At 62.5% G+C, this 17,520-nt stretch carries 21 protein-coding genes; 10 read left to right on the forward strand and 11 right to left on the reverse strand.

All coding sequences use genetic code 11. From position 1 onward, the window contains the following. Nucleotides 1-2: 2 nt before the first annotated feature. Nucleotides 3-704 (reverse strand): orotidine-5'-phosphate decarboxylase, encoded by a 702-nt coding sequence (gene pyrF / locus NYQ88_RS00815; protein WP_275653097.1) that lies wholly within the window; start codon nucleotides 702-704, stop codon nucleotides 3-5. Nucleotides 705-870: 166 nt separating this feature from the next. Between pyrF and NYQ88_RS00820 the strand changes: the two genes are divergently transcribed. Then, nucleotides 871-1,302 (forward strand): winged helix DNA-binding protein, encoded by a 432-nt coding sequence (locus NYQ88_RS00820; RefSeq protein WP_275653098.1) that lies wholly within the window; start codon nucleotides 871-873, stop codon nucleotides 1,300-1,302. Between the two features lie 126 nt (nucleotides 1,303-1,428). Here NYQ88_RS00820 and NYQ88_RS00825 read toward each other — a convergent pair whose 3' ends face one another. Next, entirely contained in the window at nucleotides 1,429-2,037 is a 609-nt protein-coding gene (locus NYQ88_RS00825) for a histidine phosphatase family protein (RefSeq protein ID WP_275653099.1), read from the reverse strand. Nucleotides 2,038-2,042: 5 nt separating this feature from the next. Further along, nucleotides 2,043-2,588, reverse strand: a complete 546-nt coding sequence (locus tag NYQ88_RS00830) for an NADPH-dependent FMN reductase (protein ID WP_275653100.1) — start codon at nucleotides 2,586-2,588, stop codon at nucleotides 2,043-2,045. Nucleotides 2,589-2,714: 126 nt separating this feature from the next. On the opposite strand from NYQ88_RS00830, the gene NYQ88_RS00835 reads away from it, so the two are divergent. After that, complete coding sequence (locus NYQ88_RS00835; protein WP_275653101.1) at nucleotides 2,715-3,128, forward strand: hypothetical protein; 414 nt, start codon at nucleotides 2,715-2,717, stop codon at nucleotides 3,126-3,128. A gap of 108 nt (nucleotides 3,129-3,236) precedes the next feature. Beyond that, nucleotides 3,237-3,389: a hypothetical protein gene (locus NYQ88_RS00840; protein ID WP_275653102.1), complete on the forward strand. Its 153-nt coding sequence runs from the start codon at nucleotides 3,237-3,239 to the stop codon at nucleotides 3,387-3,389. Between the two features lie 220 nt (nucleotides 3,390-3,609). On the opposite strand, the gene dnaJ is transcribed toward NYQ88_RS00840, so the two are convergent. The 3 genes from dnaJ to NYQ88_RS00855 all read right to left on the reverse strand — a co-directional run bounded on the left by dnaJ (nucleotide 3,610) and on the right by NYQ88_RS00855 (nucleotide 7,641). Beyond that, nucleotides 3,610-4,743 carry a molecular chaperone DnaJ gene (gene dnaJ / locus NYQ88_RS00845; RefSeq protein WP_275653103.1) on the reverse strand — a complete coding sequence of 378 codons (1,134 nt, stop codon included), beginning with the start codon at nucleotides 4,741-4,743 and terminating at the stop codon, nucleotides 3,610-3,612. Nucleotides 4,744-5,184: 441 nt separating this feature from the next. Further along, nucleotides 5,185-7,089, reverse strand: coding sequence for a molecular chaperone DnaK (dnaK, locus tag NYQ88_RS00850; RefSeq protein ID WP_275653104.1), 1,905 nt, complete (start codon nucleotides 7,087-7,089; stop codon nucleotides 5,185-5,187). Nucleotides 7,090-7,308: 219 nt separating this feature from the next. Next, complete coding sequence (locus NYQ88_RS00855) at nucleotides 7,309-7,641, reverse strand: hypothetical protein (RefSeq protein WP_275653106.1); 333 nt, start codon at nucleotides 7,639-7,641, stop codon at nucleotides 7,309-7,311. A 123-nt stretch (nucleotides 7,642-7,764) separates the two neighbouring features. On the opposite strand from NYQ88_RS00855, the gene pabB reads away from it, so the two are divergent. Continuing rightward, a complete protein-coding gene (gene pabB / locus NYQ88_RS00860; protein ID WP_275653107.1) occupies nucleotides 7,765-9,549 on the forward strand; it encodes an aminodeoxychorismate synthase component I in 1,785 nt (594 codons plus the stop codon). Continuing rightward, the gene (locus NYQ88_RS00865; protein ID WP_275653108.1) at nucleotides 9,546-10,181 is read left to right on the forward strand and encodes a nicotinamidase; all 636 of its coding nucleotides are present in this window, start codon (nucleotides 9,546-9,548) and stop codon (nucleotides 10,179-10,181) included. The genes pabB and NYQ88_RS00865 overlap by 4 nt, the downstream gene beginning before the upstream one ends. 153 nt (nucleotides 10,182-10,334) lie before the next feature. Here the strand turns inward: NYQ88_RS00865 and NYQ88_RS00870 are convergent, their stop codons facing one another. Continuing rightward, nucleotides 10,335-11,339 (reverse strand): adenosine kinase, encoded by a 1,005-nt coding sequence (locus NYQ88_RS00870; protein WP_275653109.1) that lies wholly within the window; start codon nucleotides 11,337-11,339, stop codon nucleotides 10,335-10,337. Between the two features lie 97 nt (nucleotides 11,340-11,436). Continuing rightward, complete coding sequence (locus NYQ88_RS00875; RefSeq protein ID WP_275653110.1) at nucleotides 11,437-11,997, reverse strand: TetR/AcrR family transcriptional regulator; 561 nt, start codon at nucleotides 11,995-11,997, stop codon at nucleotides 11,437-11,439. Nucleotides 11,998-12,056: 59 nt separating this feature from the next. Between NYQ88_RS00875 and NYQ88_RS00880 the strand changes: the two genes are divergently transcribed. Then, nucleotides 12,057-12,497, forward strand: a complete 441-nt coding sequence (locus tag NYQ88_RS00880; protein ID WP_275653111.1) for a DUF2214 family protein — start codon at nucleotides 12,057-12,059, stop codon at nucleotides 12,495-12,497. 6 nt (nucleotides 12,498-12,503) lie between these two features. On the opposite strand, the gene nth is transcribed toward NYQ88_RS00880, so the two are convergent. Next, entirely contained in the window at nucleotides 12,504-13,178 is a 675-nt protein-coding gene (gene nth / locus NYQ88_RS00885; RefSeq protein ID WP_275653112.1) for an endonuclease III, read from the reverse strand. A gap of 45 nt (nucleotides 13,179-13,223) precedes the next feature. Here nth and NYQ88_RS00890 point away from each other — a divergent pair, with 45 nt between their 5' ends. Together NYQ88_RS00890 and NYQ88_RS00895 are read left to right on the forward strand one after the other, a co-directional pair. Next, a complete protein-coding gene (locus tag NYQ88_RS00890; protein WP_275653113.1) occupies nucleotides 13,224-13,709 on the forward strand; it encodes a DUF2244 domain-containing protein in 486 nt (161 codons plus the stop codon). A gap of 75 nt (nucleotides 13,710-13,784) precedes the next feature. Next, nucleotides 13,785-14,654: a bifunctional helix-turn-helix domain-containing protein/methylated-DNA--[protein]-cysteine S-methyltransferase gene (locus NYQ88_RS00895; RefSeq protein WP_275653114.1), complete on the forward strand. Its 870-nt coding sequence runs from the start codon at nucleotides 13,785-13,787 to the stop codon at nucleotides 14,652-14,654. 458 nt (nucleotides 14,655-15,112) lie between these two features. Here NYQ88_RS00895 and NYQ88_RS00900 read toward each other — a convergent pair whose 3' ends face one another. Together NYQ88_RS00900 and dapB are read right to left on the reverse strand one after the other, a co-directional pair. Then, nucleotides 15,113-15,727 (reverse strand): 2,3-bisphosphoglycerate-dependent phosphoglycerate mutase, encoded by a 615-nt coding sequence (locus NYQ88_RS00900; RefSeq protein WP_275653115.1) that lies wholly within the window; start codon nucleotides 15,725-15,727, stop codon nucleotides 15,113-15,115. Nucleotides 15,728-15,742: 15 nt separating this feature from the next. Continuing rightward, the gene (dapB, locus tag NYQ88_RS00905) at nucleotides 15,743-16,555 is read right to left on the reverse strand and encodes a 4-hydroxy-tetrahydrodipicolinate reductase (RefSeq protein WP_275653116.1); all 813 of its coding nucleotides are present in this window, start codon (nucleotides 16,553-16,555) and stop codon (nucleotides 15,743-15,745) included. Between the two features lie 126 nt (nucleotides 16,556-16,681). On the opposite strand from dapB, the gene NYQ88_RS00910 reads away from it, so the two are divergent. Continuing rightward, on the forward strand, nucleotides 16,682-17,032 hold the full coding sequence (locus tag NYQ88_RS00910) for a VOC family protein (protein WP_275653117.1): 351 nt from the start codon (nucleotides 16,682-16,684) through the stop codon (nucleotides 17,030-17,032). Nucleotides 17,033-17,134: 102 nt separating this feature from the next. Then, nucleotides 17,135-17,497: a VOC family protein gene (locus NYQ88_RS00915; RefSeq protein WP_275654979.1), complete on the forward strand. Its 363-nt coding sequence runs from the start codon at nucleotides 17,135-17,137 to the stop codon at nucleotides 17,495-17,497. Nucleotides 17,498-17,520 lie beyond the last annotated feature (23 nt).

Here is a 17,520-nt window from a genome sequence, read left to right on the forward strand (position 1 = left end):
TTTTACGCGAGCCTTGTTCCGGAGCCGGCCATTTCGGCCAGGATTGCCCGGGCAGCTTCGGCCGGATCGGGCGCTTCCACAATAGGGCGGGCGATGACGAGATGGGTGGCGCCCACGGCGAGGGCCTGGGCGGGGGTCATGATGCGCTTCTGGTCGCCGGCTGCGCTGCCCGCCGGGCGAATGCCGGGGGTGACGATGGCGAGCTTCGGCCCGACGATGGTGCGGACCATTTCGGCTTCGTGCGAGGAGGCGACAATGCCGCCAATGCCGGCTTCACGCGCCTGCTGGGCGCGCAGTGCAACGAGGCCCGCCGCGTCGCGCTCGTAACCGGCCTCCTTGACGTCGGCATCGTCCATCGAGGTGAGGACGGTTACGCCAAGCACGCAGAGGTTAGAACCCTCGGCGGCGCGAGCGGCGGCGCGCATGGTCTTGGGATAGGCGTGGACGGTCAGCATGGCCGCGCCGGTTTCGGCAAAGGCGGCAACGCCCTTTTCGACCGTGTTGTCGATGTCGAGGAGTTTTAGGTCAAAAAAGACCTTCTTGCCGGCGGCGATCAGATCCTTGCCCAGGGCAAAGCCGTCAGCGCCATAAAAGCACTGGTAGCCGATCTTGTAGAAATCTACCGTGTCGCCCAAGGTGGTGACGATTTCCTCGGCGCGTGCGCGTGACGACACGTCGAGCCCAACAATCAGCTGGCCGGCCATGGCAGTTTCCTTTCTGTCGCGATCGGCGTGAGGTCGCATATCGGCCGGGCGGGAGCAAGGCAAAATTGCGGGGAGTTTGGGCTGCTATGGCGCCATAGCAGCTTGCCAGAGCGATGCTATGACAGCATAAGGCCCCCGATTCCCTTCCTGATTTGCCCGGATTTTCATGCAGCAGCAGGCTCTTTCGACCCTTGTCGCCTGGATGCGGCTCGACCAGTCCATCTCCGCCTTCCACACCATGCTCAAGGCCAGACACGGCATTACCGGGCTGCAGCTGGCCGTGCTGCATATCCTGGCCGAACGCCCGCACATGGCGCTGGCGGCGCTGCGCAAGGGGCTCAACATGCATGCAGCGACCCTTGGGCAGTCGATCGACGAACTGCGCCGGCTCGAGCTCTGCATCGTGCGCACCGATCCACGCGACCGGCGGGCCCGGTTGGTGGCGATCACTGAAAAGGGGCTGGAGCTGGTCAAAGCCGTTCCGCTGGCCGGGCCAAACAGGCTGCGCCAGATCGAGACCGATCCGGCCCGGCTCGATCAGCTGACCACAGCGCTCAATGATGCGCTCGATATTTTTGGGCTGGCGGAGAAGGGGTAGGGAGCGCGGTTAGGTCGTATTTTTACCCCACCCTCTTTTAAGCCGCTCGACCTAAGGCCTCCTCATCCGGCCTTCGGGCCACCTTCTCCCTCAAGGGAGAAGGAAGAACAGAAACCAGTTGTCGGTCTAGCCTTTCCACCAATCGAGTAAAATATCCTCCATGGGCACCCAGTCGGTGAGGAGGGCGAGGGTTTTCATGTCGAAGACAAAGCCATTGCCGCCGCCCTGAGCGCCGCGCCGGCTCTGGTCTTCTTCGCGCGAAATCGGCAGCCCGCCGAGATGGCATTTAAGCAGCGTGCCGACGGCGCCGTGGCCGCAGAAGATGGCCGGGGTATCTGGCGGCACCGACTGCAGCGCGAGACCGACCGTGGCGACGATGCGGACCTGCGCGTCGCTGGCCGTTTCCCAGCCATCGATACTGGTGTCGGGTGCGGCGAAAAAAGCGTCGGCCGTGGCTTCAAAGAGAGGGGCCGGCAGAAAACCGGTGGCGGTACGGTCGTTTTCGCCCATCAGGTGATCAGAGAGGGCCGGAGTACCGGTGATCTCGGCAAAGAGATCGGCCATCTGCATGGCCTTGGTCTCGCGGCTCGTGAACACAAAAGCGCCCGCCGGAATGGTCCGGCGGGCGATAAAATGTTCAACGCGTTGGCGCCCCTCATCCGAAAGGGACCACAGGGGCACCGGGATGAGAGGATCCATTTGAACCTGGGGGTGGGTCAGATAGAGCGCCCGCATGATCTTTACCCCCGGCTGAAATGGGTGAGTTCTTCAACGATCTGATCGACCTTGCGGATGATCGCCGGTTCAACCGGCTCGCCCTGTTCGTTGAAGGCTTCCTTGGCGGGGCCGATGCCGAGGAGGGTTGGCACGACCAGCGTGCCGATTTTGGTCAGCGATTCGCGCAGATGGCTGAGGCCCCAGATGGTGCCGTATTTGCCCGAGCTGACGCCGCCAATGCCGAACACGGCATGACGGAAGGGGCTTGGCCGCTGCCGGCTGAGCCAAGTGATGGTGTTCACGATGAGCGGGCTCGCGCCGCCATTATATTCAGGCGAGGCGATGAAGACGATCTCGTGGGTGCGGAACATCTCGGCGAGGCGCACTGCCGCCTCCGGAGTGTTGTCGGCCTCCAGATCCTCGTTGAAGATCGGCATGTCAAAATCGCCGAGATCGATCGAGGTGACCTCGACGCCGGCCGCGGCCAGCTTTTTGTCCATATGGTGCTGCAGCAGGCGATTATAGGACCCCTGGCGGATGGACCCGGAGAGGGTAAGAGCGCGCGTCATGCAATTTCCTTAAGCAATGGCTGTCGAAAGTGGCGCGGCCGAAGCGTCTATGCAAGAGCGTTGACCAGCTTCGGCCAAGGCTTATCGTTTCAAGAGCGAAGTAACCGCGTGGCGAAGGAGCCAAACATGCCAGCCCCGATGATTTTCGTGAACCTGCCGATCAAGGATCTTGCCGCCTCCATGGCCTATTACAAGGCACTGGGGTTTTCGCATAATCCGCAATTTACCGACGAGACCGCAGCCTGCATCGTCATTTCGGACACGATATTCGTGATGGTGCTCACAGAAGCCAAATTCAAAGAGTTTGCGCCGCTGCCCATTCCCGACCCCAAGGCCCAGACGCAGGCGCTCTATGCGCTGTCGCGCGACAGCCGTGAGGCCGTGGACGAGATTGCCGAAGCCGGCCTCAAGGCAGGCGGAAACGAGTATCGTCCTGCCCAGGATATGGGCTTCATGTACTCGCGCGCCATCGCCGATATCGACGGGCATGTGTGGGAATATGTCTGGATGGATATGAGCGGGGAACCGCCTGCCGCGTGACAGGGAGGCGATAGGGGATCATGCTTGGGCTGAAAAGGGAGATCGCACATAGCAAGCGAACTGATCATCGCCCATCTCGGCCACGATCTGCAGGCGAAAAAGAGCTTTGTGACCTTTCTCTGGTCGGATGATCCGAGCAAGCGGCTGGGGCTCGAGGTGCCGCTCGGTACGAAGATCGAGGACGCCGAGAGCGAGGCGCGGAAGGCAATCGGCGCGTTGATTACCGAGATGACGGACGCAAAGCTGCGGCCGTTGCGGTAGGGCGGGGCGAAAGCCCCGCGGCCACTAGCCATGGTTTCACGTGAATCAGGTTGAGGGTCCGTCAGTGCGTGAAGAGCCTCGGCGTTCGTGCCACTCGAGCATAGCCTTAAGGCCTAAAATCGCTCAATAGGAGCGATTTTTACCGTGGCCCGCCATTCGAGCATAGCTCTCGTGGCCTTAGGGCGGGAAATTGCTCCACTGGAGCAATTTCTCTTCCGCCTTAAGCCTCAAACATTTTTTTCAGTTTGTCGAAGAAACCGCCCGAAGCGGGGCTGGTTTCGTCGGTTTCGAGGCGCGCGAATTCTTCGAGCAGTTCCCGCTGCTTGCGGCTGAGGTTCTGCGGGGTCTCGATGTCGAGCTGGACGTAGAGATCGCCGACGTCCTTGCTGCGCAGCACCGGCATGCCCTTGGCCTTGAGGCGGACGCGCTGGCCCGGCTGGGTGCCAGCCGGCACCTTGACCTTGGCCCGGGCATTGTCGAGCGTCGGCACTTCGAACTCGCCGCCGAGCGCCGCCGTCGTCATGGAGATCGGCACGCGGGCGTAGAGATCGGCGCCGTCGCGCTGGAACAGGCTATGCGGCTTGATGGAAATGAAGATGTAGAGATCGCCCGGCGGGCCACCGCGCACCCCGGCCTCGCCCTCGTTGGCGAGGCGAATGCGGGTGCCGTCTTCGATGCCCTTTGGAATATCGACCGACAGCTTGCGGTTTTCCTGGCGACGGCCCTGGCCGGAACAATCGGTGCAGGGCTGGTCCATCATCACGCCGCGACCCTGACAGACCGGGCAGGTGCGTTCGATGGTGAAAAAGCCCTGGGCGGCGCGGACCTTGCCGTGGCCGTTACACTGGCGGCAGTTGTGTGTGCCGGTGCCGGGCTTGGCGCCCGTGCCTTCGCAGGTGTCGCAGCCGACGAGCGAGGGCACGTCGATTTCGACCGTGCGGCCCTCAAAGCTCTCTTCGAGCGAGATTTCGAGATTATAGCGCAGATCCGAGCCGCGCAGTTTTGAGGCACCGCCGCCGCCGCCGCGCCGGCCACCGCCCATGAAGTCGCCAAAAATGTCCTCGAAAATATCGGACATGGAGGAGGAGAATTCGGGCCCGAAGCCAGCGCCACCGCGCGGGCCGCCGTTCTCGAAGGCGGCATGGCCGAACCGGTCATAGGCCGCGCGCTTCTGCGCGTCCTTGAGCGTGTCATAGGCCTCGCTGATTTCCTTGAACTTGCCTTCCGCCTCCGCATCGCCGGGATTGCGATCGGGATGGAACTTCATTGCGAGCTTGCGATAGGCACTCTTGAGCGTTGCCTCGTCGGCGCCCTTCTGGCAGCCGAGCACCTCGTAAAAGTCGCGTTTGGACAAAAATCTTCTCCGATACAGTCGGTCGCAGCACCGCGCCCTGACTAAAGCCCGCTCATCATTTCAACCTAGATGGCAATCGCACTCGCGACCCGCAAGGGGCCGGGGTCAACAAGAGGCAGCGCCGTGTTGGATTGCTTTAGCAAGAGAGGCGAGATGGGGCAATCTTGCTGACGCAAGAGCAGTGATTCACGTGGAACGTTTTGGGGGGCGGGGGGGCACCCCCACCCGAGCTACCCCTGGGAGGGGAGGCGTTAGGACGGTGGCATTTGTGGATCGGCGGCGTGTGGCTCACCCCCTCCCTGGCCCTCCCCTCAAGGGGGAGGGTGGGGCCAGTTCCTTTGGCACCATCATGCACACGCTGCGTCTGTGCCTTCGGGGGCACCAAAAACAAAAGAGCCCGGTGTTTCCACCGGGCTCTAGAATTCAAAACTCTGACAAAAATTACTTCTTGTCTTCGTCCTTGACCTCTTCGAAGTCGGCGTCGACGACGTCGTCATCTTCGTCATCGGCGGTGCCGTTGGCCTTGGCTTCGGCTTCAGCCTGGCTGGCCTTGTACATGGCTTCGCCCAGCTTCATCGAGGCTTCGGCAAGGGCTGCGGTCTTTTCCTTGATCACTTCGCCGTCGTCGCCATCGATGACGGCGCGCAGGTGGGTGATTGCGGTTTCGATCGCAGTCTTGTCCTCGGCAGAGACCTTGTCGCCGTAATCCTTGAGCGACTTTTCAGTCGAGTGGATCAGCGATTCGCCCTGGTTCTTGGCTTCGACGGCTTCGCGCTTCTTCTTGTCGGCTTCGGCATTGGCCTCGGCTTCCTTGACCATCTTCTCGATGTCGGCGTCCGAAAGACCACCGGAAGCCTGGATGCGGATCTGCTGCTCCTTGCCGGTGCCCTTGTCCTTGGCCGAGACGTTGACGATGCCGTTGGCGTCGATGTCGAACGTCACTTCGATCTGCGGCACGCCGCGCGGTGCGGGCGGGATGCCGGCGAGGTCGAAATTGCCGAGCAGCTTGTTGTCCGCAGCCATTTCGCGTTCACCCTGGAACACGCGGATGGTCACAGCCGACTGATTGTCTTCGGCGGTCGAGAAGGTCTGGCTCTTCTTGGTCGGGATCGTCGTGTTACGGTCGATCAGACGGGTGAAGACACCGCCCAGCGTTTCGATGCCGAGCGACAGCGGGGTCACGTCCAGCAGCAGCACATCCTTGACGTCGCCCTGGAGAACGCCGCCCTGGATGGCAGCGCCCAGCGCCACGACTTCGTCAGGGTTCACGCCCTTGTGGGGTTCCTTGCCGAACAGCTGCTTGACCGCTTCCTGGACCTTGGGCATGCGGCTCATGCCGCCGACCAGAACCACTTCGTCGATCTGGCTGGCCGAAACGCCAGCGTCCTTCATGGCCTGCTTGCACGGCTCGATGGTGCGCGCGATCAGGTCATCGACGAGGCTTTCGAGCTTGGAGCGCGAGAGCTTGAGCGTCAGGTGCTTTGGACCCGAAGCGTCTGCGGTGATGAACGGCAGGTTGATTTCGGTCTGGGTCGAGCTCGAAAGCTCGATCTTGGCCTTTTCGGCAGCTTCCTTGAGGCGCTGCAGGGCGAGCTTGTCGGAGCGCAGGTCGATGCCCTGCTCCTTCTTGAACTCGTCGGCGAGGTAGTCGACGAGGCGCATGTCGAAGTCTTCGCCACCGAGGAAGGTGTCGCCGTTGGTGGACTTCACCTCGAAGACGCCATCACCGATTTCGAGGATGGACACGTCGAAGGTACCGCCGCCAAGGTCATAGACCGCGATGGTGCCGGAATTCTTCTTGTCGAGGCCATAGGCGAGCGCGGCAGCAGTCGGCTCGTTGATGATGCGCAGCACTTCAAGGCCGGCAATCTTGCCTGCGTCCTTGGTGGCCTGGCGCTGGCTGTCGTTGAAGTATGCGGGAACGGTGATGACGGCCTGGGTGACGGTCTCGCCGAGATAGGCCTCAGCGGTTTCCTTCATCTTCTGCAGGATCATGGCCGAGACCTGGCTCGGCGAATACTTGTCGCCCGAAGCTTCAACCCATGCGTCGCCATTGTCGGCAGACACGATCTTGAAGGGCACGAGGTTCTTGTCCTTGGCCACGACCTTGTCGTCATAACGACGGCCGATCAGGCGCTTGACAGCGAACAGCGTGTTTTCGGGGTTGGTGACGGCCTGGCGCTTGGCCGGCTGGCCAATCAGACGCTCGCCATCCTTGGAGAAGGCAACCATGGACGGGGTCGTCCGTGCGCCTTCGGCATTTTCGATGACCTTGGGGTTGGCGCCGTCCATGACGGCAACGCAGCTATTGGTCGTGCCCAGGTCGATACCGATAACTTTTGCCATTTGTAATAGCCTCTCTTTCAGCGAACCCAGTGCGAAGCCCTTTCAAACGAAAGCAGCCTCGTGTCCTAAGGGGGTCGGGTCCCTCGTAGGTTTGAAAATCGCCCGTCGCCGGGCCTGGGGCGTATATAGGGGGGTGCGACTGGGGCTTCAAGCGCGTGTCGCAGCAGATTTCCCCTTCAAAGGGGTGGCGCTGCCCGACAAAGGCAGCGCCTGTGCAAATCAGTCGGTCAGCGTGTAGCTGCCGAGCGAGCAGATATCGACTTCATAGACGTCGAGCTCGGCGCCTTCGGCGGTCTCGAAGCGCAGGTCATAAAGGCACTGATCCGAACCATCGCCAATGAAAACACTGGCTTCGTAGCCGGCTTCGAGAATGCCCTTCTCGCCCAGGAGGTCATCGCCCCAATCCTCGGTGTTGCTTGGCGCAACATAGAGATAGGTCAGTGTATGCGAGCTGTTATTGATCAGCGTGAATTCGACATCCTGCGCAATGGCCGGCGAAACGGCGGCAAAAAGCGTCAGGGCGGCAACAGCGCCCAGCAGTTTGTTTGTCATGGAAATATACCCTCGTGCCGACGCACATGCGCCGGATCGAGGCTTTCTGCCATGCCGCAATTTTCTAGCCAAGAGGCTCGATGAAGCCCTTTCCGTCACGGTAAATCCGGCTAAATAGACGCCATGTTGACCCCTCACAGCGTGCTCCTCCACGACAATCTGACGCAGCACGGGCAGAACCTGCTGTTCACAGCCCCGCGCGAGATCGTCGTCGCCCATGGTGCGACAACTGCGCGCAGCGCGCTCAAGCGGATCGCCGAGGCCGGGCGGGAGGGGCTGTGGGCCGCCGGTTACTGCGCCTATGAACTAGGGATGGTGTTCGAGGAGCGGCTCGAAAAACTGCTGCCGCCACCTTCGAACATGCCGCTCCTCTGGTTCGGGCTCTATGACGCCCCGCAGGCGCTCACGACGCAGGCGGTGTCGGCGGTGCTCGCCAGCGGCGCGGCCGGTGGGGCAGACAATCTTGCGCCGACGCTCGATTTTGAGGCCTATTCCCGCGCCTTTGAGGCTGCAAAAGCCCTGATCGCTTCGGGGGATATCTATCAAGTCAATCTGACGCTCAAGGCGCGGTTCGATCTTATCGGCGATGCCTTGGGGCTCTACCGGAGGCTCGCGGCGAGCCAGAAGGTCGCCTATGGCGCCTATATCGACACCGGCGCACATAAAATCCTGTCGCGCTCGCCGGAGCTGTTTGTGTCAGGGACCGGCCATCTCCTCAGGGCGCGGCCTATGAAGGGGACGCTGAAGCGCGGGCGGACGATTGCCGAGGATATTTCGGGGCGCGCAGCCCTCGCCGCCGATGAAAAGAACCGCGCCGAAAACCTGATGATCGTCGATCTCCTGCGCAATGACCTCGGGCGGATCGCCGAAATGGGCTCGGTGAAGGTGACAGACCTTTTCACCGTCGAAACCTATCGCAGCCTTCACACCATGGTGTCGGGGATCGAGGCGCGGAAGCGGCGCGACTTAGGCCTCGTGGAAATGCTCGAAAATCTTTTCCCCTGCGGCTCGATCACCGGGGCGCCGAAATTGCGGGCGATGGAGATCATCCACGCGCTCGAAGCGGAGCCGCGCGGGGTCTATACCGGTTCGATCGGCTATATTGCCCCGAACGGCGATTTTGCCTTCAATGTCGCGATCCGGACCGCGGTGATCGACGAACAGGGACGCGGCGAAATCGGCATTGGTGGCGGTATCGTCGCCGATAGCTCGGCCGAGGCCGAATATGAGGAAGCGCTGCTCAAATTGAAATTCCTGTCCCAGCCGGCCGAGGCCGTCACCCTGATCGAAACGCTGAAATGGACGCCGGAAGACGGTTTCTGGCTCCTCGAGCGGCATCTCGACCGCATGGCTGATTCGGCCGCCTATTTTGATCTCCCGTTCGATCGCGCGGCGCTTGCAGCAATGGTGCAGAGCGCAACGGGGGAATGGACGGGGCCGATGCGCGTGCGCCTGACGCTGGGCGAAGCGGGACCCGATCTCACCGCGGTGCCACTGCCGGCCAATCCGGATGTGTTCAGATTTGCCATCGCCCCGGAAAGACTGGATTCCAGCTCGATCTGGCTGGCGCACAAGACGACCAACCGGGATTTCTACGACCGTCCCCGCCAGGAGGCGCAAAAAACGCTGCCGGTGGATGAGGTGTTGTTTCTCAATGAGCGGGATGAGCTGGCCGAAGGCTCGATCACCAATGTCTTCATTGGAAAAGATGGAAAGCTTCTCACGCCGGCGCTGAGCTCCGGATTGTTGCCGGGCACGTTGCGGGCTGAGCTGATTGCCACCGGCAAGGCCGAGGAAGCAGTTCTGACCCTTGCCGATCTTCATGCCGCCGACGATATCTGGCTGGGTAATTCCGTGCGCGGGATGATTCGTGCTGAACTCTTTGAGCCCAAGGATGCTGCCCCATGACCCTCTCCATCGGCCCCCAGGACGTGCTCATCGTCACCGATGTGCAATATGACTTCCTCCCCGGCGGCAGCCTTGCTGTCGCAGGTGGTGACGAGATCGTGCCGTTGATCAATACGCTGGCCAAGCAGTTCACCAATGTGGTGCTGACCCAAGACTGGCACCCGGCAAACCATGTGTCCTTCGCCAGCCAGCACGCCGGCAAAAAGCCCTTTGATACCATTGAGCTCGACTATGGCACCCAGGTGCTCTGGCCGGACCATTGCGTGTGGAACACCCGCGGGGCCGAGCTGTCTGCCGATCTCGACATTCCCCATGCAACCCTCGTTATCCGCAAGGGCTATCACCGCGGCATCGACAGCTATTCAAGCTTCCAGGAAGCCGACCGCAAGACCCTCACCGGGCTGGCGGGCTATTTTGGCGAACGCGAGGCCGGGCGCCTCTTTATCGTCGGGCTGGCCACCGATTTCTGCGTCGCGTGGTCGGCCCTCGACGGCGCAGCGGGCGGCTTTGATGTCACCGTCATCGAGGACGCAACGCGCGCCATCGACACCAATGGCTCGCTGGAAAAGGCCTGGGCCGACATGGAAGAAGCCGGTGTGCAGCGCATCATGAGCAAGGATATTTTGGGGTAGTTTTGGGGGTGGGGTGTTTTGACCCCCACCCGGCCTCCCCCTGGGTAGGGGGAGGGGAAGGATCTGTGGCTCACTGACCGCACCGCACATTCGATATATCCCTCCCCCTTCTCAGGGGGAGGCTAGGAGGGGGTTCTTCCACCCCCGTAAAACCTAGCCGGCCAGGCCGTGCTGGCGGGTGAGGTCGGCGAGGTCGAGCTGGGGGCGGGCGCCGATGTGAGAAATCACTTCTGAGGCGGCGAGACAGCCGGTCTTGAGGGCAGACTCGATGGTCTGACCGCGCGCGACGCCAAGGAGGAAGCCGGCTGCGAAGAGATCACCGGCGCCCGTGGCATCAACCACCTTGTCGACCGGGAAGGCCGGGACGGAAATCACTTCGCCATTGTGGATGGCCATGGCGCCTTCGGCACCCATGGTGATGGCGGCCAGTTCGGCATCCTGGGCGATGGCGCGCACGGCTTCGCCGAGATCGTCGGTTTCGTAGAGCGACTTCAGCTCATGCACATTGGCAAAGACATAGTCGACGGTCTTCGAGCGGATGAGATCGAGGAATTCGGGGCGGAAGCGATCGACGCAAAACGGGTCCGAGAGGGTGAAGGCGGCAGCGCGCTCATTCTTGTGGGCATAGTGCGCGGCGAGCACGAAGGCCTTCTTGGCTTCGACCGGATCCCAGAGAAAGCCTTCCATATAGGTGACGGCAGCGCCGCCGATCTCGTCTTCCTTGATATCAGCCTCGGTGAGCTGATGGCAGGCGCCGAGATAGGTGTTCATGGTGCGCTCGCCATCTTCGGACACGAAGATCATGCAGCGGGCGGTCAGGGCGCCGTTCTTGAGGCGCGCGGTGGAATAGTGGACGCCTGTCTCGGACAAATCGGTTTCGAACACATCCCCCAGAGTGTCGTCGGCGACCTTGCCAACGAAGGCGGCGCGGCCGCCGAGGGAGGCGACGCCAGCGGCCGTATTGGCGGCCGAACCGCCGGAAATCTGTTGCCGGCTCAACGGCATCTTCGAATAGAGGTCTTCGGCCCGATCGGTGTCGATCAGGTGCATGATGCCTTTGGTCATGCCTTCGCGCTCGATGAAGCCGGGCTCGACCGGGGCGATGATGTCGACGATCGCATTGCCGATGGTGAGAACATCAAAGCGGGTCTGGGTCATGGGATTTTCCGTTAAAAACGCGCGGGGCCGCCGGCCGGTTTAGCCCAAGGCGCCGAAGCGGGCAATGTTTTCGCCCTGTCTGCAGGCGTCCCTAGGGTCACAGGCTCTCGATGATCCGGGCAATGAGCGTCTCTGTATCCTCACCGGCGCGGATGGCGATCTGCCCATCAAGCAGCAGGACGGCAAGGCCGTGGACCTTGGCCCAGGCGGCAAGGGTTCTTGTGCGGGCTGCCGCATCCTCGCCGCCAACTGCCTCCCGCAGCGTTTCGAAAGCCGCGTCAGCAGCCATGCGCAGGCCGGGCCGGGCATCCTTTTTCAATTGCGGCGAGAACATCAGCCGGAAGAGGTTCGGGTTTTGGAGGGCAAAGACGACATAAGTCTTGCCCATGGCGGCCAGCACATCATCAGGCTGGCTGTCGATCACCTCGCGCATGCGCGCAGCAAAGCGCTGGAAGCCCGTGACCGCCAGAGCCTCGAGCAGGGCTGCCCGGCTATCAAAGTGACGATAGGGCGCGGCCGCCGATACGCCAACAGCCCGGGCGAGATCGCGCAGGCCGAGCCCCGCCTCTCCCTCGCGGGCAAGGATGGAGAGGGCGGTTTCGAGCAGGACCTGCCGCAGATTGCCGTGATGATAAGGGCTATTTGATAAAGTTGACATTGTTTACATGGCAAGAATAGAGTGTGAGCATAGATAACATCCGGAGCCGAGGGACGCAAATGGACTGGAGCTTTATCCTTGCCTGCGCCCACCATGTCGCGGTGTTTGCCCTGGTGGGCGTTTTCGCGGCCGAGTTCGCGCTCATCCGCCCCGGCCTTTCGGCAGCACAGGTCAGCCAGCTCTCGAAGATTGACGCGGCCTATGGAGGACTGGCGGTGCTGGTCATCATCGTTGGCGTCATCCGTGTCTGGTTCGGCACCGGCGATCCCGGGTATTACTTGGGCAATTGGGCCTTCTGGGCCAAGATCGGCGCCTTCACTATCATGGGCGTTCTCACCATTCCGCCGACGCTCGCCATACGGAAATGGCTCAAGGCCGGGCAGGGGGCACCACCCGCCGGCGAGATTGCAGCCGCACGGCGCTATGTGCATCTCCAGGCAGTGGCGCTGGTATTTGTCCCCATTTTCGCCGCCGCCATGGCGAGGGGCTATGGGGCCTGAGTCGGATCAGCTGCGGGCCGGGTTTTCGGTCTTGGGTTCGAACCGGCACCATTGGGCGATGGGGCACCGCCAGCATTCAGGCTTTCGTGCCTTGCAGATGTAGCGACCATGCAGGATCAGCCAGTGGTGGGCATGGAGCATGAAACGCTCCGGCACCTGCTTCTCGAGCGCCAGCTCCACCGCCAATGGCGTTGCCCCCGGCGCGAGCCCGGTGCGATTGCCTACCCGGAACAAATGCGTGTCGACCGCAATGGTGGGTTGCTTGAAGAAAATGTTCAGCACCACATTGGCCGTCTTGCGGCCGACGCCGGGCAGGGCCTCGAGCGCCTCGCGCACGTCGGGTACCTCGCCACCGTGCTTTTCGATCAGCTGCTGGGAGAGCGCGTAGACGAATTTCGCCTTGTTGCGATAGAGCCCGATGGTCTTGATTTCGGTCTCGATCCCCTCGACGCCGAGGGCCACCATGGCAGCCGGCGTGGGGGCGAGCTGGAACAAATTCTTCGTAGCGCGATTTACCCCAACGTCGGTAGCCTGGGCAGACAGGACCACCGCGACGAGAAGGGTAAAGGCATTGACGTAATCGAGCTCGCCCTTGGGCTCCGGCTCGATCTCGTGAAAGCGGGTAAAGATGGCCTCGGCGTCGGCGCGGCTCAATTTCTTAACTTTTTTCGCGGTTGCCATTCTCTCGCCTTCGAATCTCTGCCAATAGTTCTTGGAGAGACAGCCATGCCGATGCAAGCCACAACCACTGCTCCGCTCTTTTCCGCCACGCTGCGACCCGACCGTTCGCTGCGCCCGGCCGGCGGCTGGGTGTCGCTGATCATTGCCGCCATTGTCGCTGTCCCCTTCCTGATCGCGGTGCCGGATTTCCTGCTGCCGGGTGCCGTCGCATTCGCCATTGCCGCCGCTGCGCTGGTGGCGCTGAGCATGCGCCAGGCCCGGCGCGACCGGATCATCCAACAGATCACCGTCTGGCCCGAGCAGATCGAGCTGTCATTGCGTGGCCCCGGTCAGGAGCGCAGCCTCGCGCGTTTTGCCCCGCGTGACGTGCGCCTCGTGCTCATCCGCGACGAGAATGAACGCACCACTGCCGTCCACCTCCGCCATGGCGAGGACAATGTCGAGATCGGAGCTTTCCTCAGTTCCGACGACAAGGCGAGCTTTGCCCGCGCGTTCGGCCAGGCGCTGCGCCGGGCGCGCCGCGCCGCCTGATGGTCAAAACCGGGTCGCTGCGCCGGCTGGGCTGCCCTAGAACAGCGCCAGACTGATCCGATGAGAGGCCCAGCCATGAACCAGCTCGGCACACTGGTCCCCCGGGACGATTACGACATTATCCGCGCCGCCATCCGCTACCTCAGCGAAACCGGGCCTGACGCCACCGATCTCGGCGCCTTTGCCCGCGCGATGGGCCTGAGTGAACGCCAGCTGACCGAGCTGTTTCGGCGCTGGTGCGGCCTCAGCCCAAAAAGCTTTGCCCAGGCGGTGGCGCTTGACCATGCAAAGTCCCTGCTGCGGGGACAGGCCAGCGTCCTCGACACCACCTATGAGGTGGGGCTCAGCTCAACCTCGCGGCTGCACGATCTCTTTGTCGCCTATGAAGCCATGCCACCGGGCGTGTTCCGCGCAGGCGGGGCAGGGCTCGACATGATCTGGGGCGTGGCCCCTTCACCCTTCGGCACGGCGGTGATGACGGCGACTGAATATGGTGTGTCGGGGCTGGGATTTGCCGATGCGGAGACGAGCGTCGATGAGGCGTTTGCCGATCTGGCTAATCGCTGGCCCAATGCCCGTTTCGTGCGGGACGATCTGAGCATCGCGCCTCTTGTGGCGCAGATCTTCGAGCCTGGGCGCTGGTCGGCGGAACAGCCGGTGCGGGTGGTGCTGATCGGCACGGATTTTGAGGTGCAGGTATGGGACCGCCTGCTGAAAATCCCGATGGGGCAGGCGACCACCTATTCGAGTGTTGCCCAATCCATCGGAAGACCCAAAGCCTCTCGGGCCGTGGGTGCGGCGGTGGGCAAGAACCCGATCAGCTTCGTCGTGCCCTGCCACCGCGTGGTGGGGACCTCAGGCGCGCTGACCGGGTATCACTGGGGCGTACCGCGAAAGCGGGCAATCCTGGGCTGGGAGGCCGGGGTGATTTCGGCGGCGCATTGATTTTTTGGGGCCAATGGCTCCCGTGCCATTCGCGTTAATTCGCGGGTTTGCCCTGCAGGATGGCCTTCGCTGCCATTCGAGCGTAGCTCTCATGGCCTTCTCACCTCAAAACGCGCCACTGGCGCGTTTTGCCCTGCGGGACGGTTCGAAGTTTCACGTGAATCCTTGGGTGGGTACCCCCACCTAGCCTCCCCCTGAATCAGGGGGAGGGACCGGCTGGTGGCTGTCGGGCCGCATGCCTTTCGAAGCCACCATTCTTTCTTCATCACCTGGCGTGTCCGGGTGATCCATACCGCCGCCAAGTGGATTGCCCGGACAAGCCGGGTGATGACGATGGAGGGGAGAACGTGGACAGGGCCAAAAGAGCGATGAGCGGCGCTCTGCCAGCGCAACGCACTCGATCGGTCCCTCCCCCTTTTTCAGGGGGAGGTTAGGAGGGGTGCCCCTCGGCAATTGCCTTAAAGCAGGACGCGCTCGACGAGTTTGCCGTCGGGGCCGATCTTGTAGACCGTAGGTTCGCCGGTGCCGATTTCGCGGGCGAGGATCTCGTCGGGGGTCAGGCCCTCGATGGCCATGACGAGCGCGCGCAGCGAGTTGCCGTGGGCGGCAACCAGCACGGTTTTACCGGCCTTGAGCTGCGGCACGATCTCGGCCTCGTAATAGGGCAGGGTGCGCGCGGCAGTGTCCTTGAGGCTCTCGCCACCTGGAGGCGGCACGTCGAAGGACCGGCGCCAGATCAGCACCTGCTCCTCACCCCACTTCTTGCGCGCATCATCCTTGTTGAGACCCGAGAGGTCTCCATAGTCGCGTTCGTTGAGCGCGATATTGCGGGTGATGGTGACGTTGAGGATGCCCATTTCCTCGAGGATGAGGTCGAGCGTGTGCTGGGCGCGGCGGAGGGCCGAAGTGTAGAACAGGTCAGGCGCATAACCGCCGGCCTTGAGGGCCTGGCCGGTGGCGCGGGCTTCCCCCACACCCTTTTCGGTGAGGTTGGGATTGCGCCAACCGGTGAAAAGGTTTTCCAGATTCCATTCGCTCTGGCCGTGGCGGACGAGGATCAGCGTGCCGGTCATGTTGTTTTCTGTCCCTTAGTCGTTGAGGCCGAGCACATCGGCCATGGAATAAAGCCCCGCCTGCTGACGGGCGGCCCAGAGGGCAGCGCGAATGGCGCCATTGGCATAAATCGTGCGGTCCTGGGCGCGGTGGGTCAACTCGATGCGCTCCGAAGCGCCGGCGAGGATCACCATGTGATCACCGATGACATTGCCGCCGCGCAGGGTGGCAAAGCCGATGGTACCGGCTTCGCGCGGGCCGGTGTGGCCATCACGGACACGGACCGAATTGTCCTTGAGGGAGATGCCGCGCCCCTTGGCAGCAGCTTCGCCCAGCATGAGGGCCGTACCCGAGGGGGCATCGACCTTGAGATTGTGGTGCATTTCGAGCACTTCGACATCATAGTCGGAGAGTGCGGCGGCGGCCTTTTCGACAAGCACCGCGAGCGCGACCATGCCCGGCGAGAAATTGCCCGACTTTACAATGCGTGCGCCGGCAGCGGCGGCATCGACGATGGCGCTGTCATCAGCCTCGGAGCAGCCTGTCGTGCCGATGATGTGCACCAGCCCGCGCTCGGCAGCCTTCTGCGCCAGGGCGACGCTGGCGGCAGGGGCGGTAAAATCAATGATGGCGTCGGCGCTGTCGAGGAGCGCGGAAATATCATCGCTGACGAGAACGCCGAGTTCTTCGAGACCGGCCAGGAGCCCCGCATCCTTGCCCAGGGCAGGAGCGCCGGGGCGATCGACCGCGCCCACAAGGACCATGTCGGGATGGGCGGCCACGGCCCTCAAATTGGCAGCGCCCATGCGCCCGCCTGCGCCCGCAATAATGGTCCGCAATCCCGCCATAGCCAAATCTCCTTGCCGTCCGCCCCGCCTATAGCAGTGCCGCGCGCCGACGCCAACTGCGCGTCACAATCGACACAATTGGAAACAATGACTAGGCTGAGCCCGAAGCAGTCGAACGGAACCGGAATGACCATCACGAATGCGCTGGCCAGTATCGCCGTAGAAAGCCTCAGCGAATCCCTTGTCTGGTATGAATATCTCTTCGGCCGGCCCGCCGACGCCCGGCCCATGGCCGATGTGGCCGAATGGAAATTGCCCGGCGGCAGCTGGGTGCATGTTGCCACCGATGCAGACCGGGCCGGCGCCAGCGTCGTCATGCTGATCGTCGATGACATTTCAGATGAACTGGGGCGTCTTGAGATCTTCGGCATCAAGCCGGTGGCCAAGGCGATCGGCGATTTTTTCAAGACCGCAAAACTGCGCGACCCCGACGGCAACCTCATCGTGCTGAGCCAGCCGCAGCCCGGGACCTATTAGCCGGGCCTGTCGAAAAACCCGAGGCTGGCCCGTCGCTCTCCTGTCAGGGACAATGATGAGGGAGACAGACAATGAAGCCCGAGGTGAAGGGTCAACATCAGCATAGACGTCGCGTCGCTCGAGAGCGGGCTGGCGTTCTATCAGGGCCTATTCGGCTTTGAGGAAGTGGCGCGACCGTTTCCGACCATGGCCATACTTGATGCGGGAACGACGAGCATCTCCGTCCATGAAAAGGCCGAGGGGTCGCAGAGCTCTGAGACGAGCAGCGACACCCGCCGCTACGCGCGACACTGGACCCCGGTGCATCTCGATTTCCATGTCGATGCGCTGACGCCGTTTGTCGATCAGGTCACCGCGGCGGGCGGGGTGGTGGAGCGCCTTTTCCTTACCGAGGGACCGCGACCGGTGGCCTTCTGCGCCGATCCCTTCGGCAATGGCTTTTGCATCATCGCCCAGCGCCGCTAGCGCGCCGGACTCGGATATTCGTT

This window comes from Devosia sp. SD17-2 (genome assembly GCF_029201565.1).
GTDB lineage: Bacteria > Pseudomonadota > Alphaproteobacteria > Rhizobiales > Devosiaceae > Devosia.